Raw genomic sequence first — 236 nt, forward strand, 5'->3', positions numbered from 1 at the left:
CGCGGCGCTCACGCGCGCCTACTCGGCATTGAAGGAGCGCAATGACGAACAGACGCGCGACTCCGCGCTCAAAAGCGCGCAGACCACGCTGGACCGAGCGGATCGCGAAACCAGGGCGTTCCGCGCGGCAGCGCTCTTTCCCGGCCAGGACGAAGCGTTGAAGCAACAGCTTCTCGATTCGTCGACCTCGTTCGCCGCGCTCCTGAACACCGCATTCGACGCGCTGCGGCGCGGCG

Annotated in this window: 1 pseudogene; it reads left to right on the forward strand. The window is 67.4% G+C overall.

Features of this window, described 5'->3' with window-relative positions:
* Positions 1-236 (forward strand): annotated as a pseudogene (locus SB771_RS37080) (methyl-accepting chemotaxis protein); the annotation flags it as partial.

This window comes from Burkholderia sp. SIMBA_051 (assembly GCF_046534915.1).
Taxonomy (GTDB): Bacteria; Pseudomonadota; Gammaproteobacteria; order Burkholderiales; family Burkholderiaceae; genus Burkholderia; species Burkholderia ambifaria.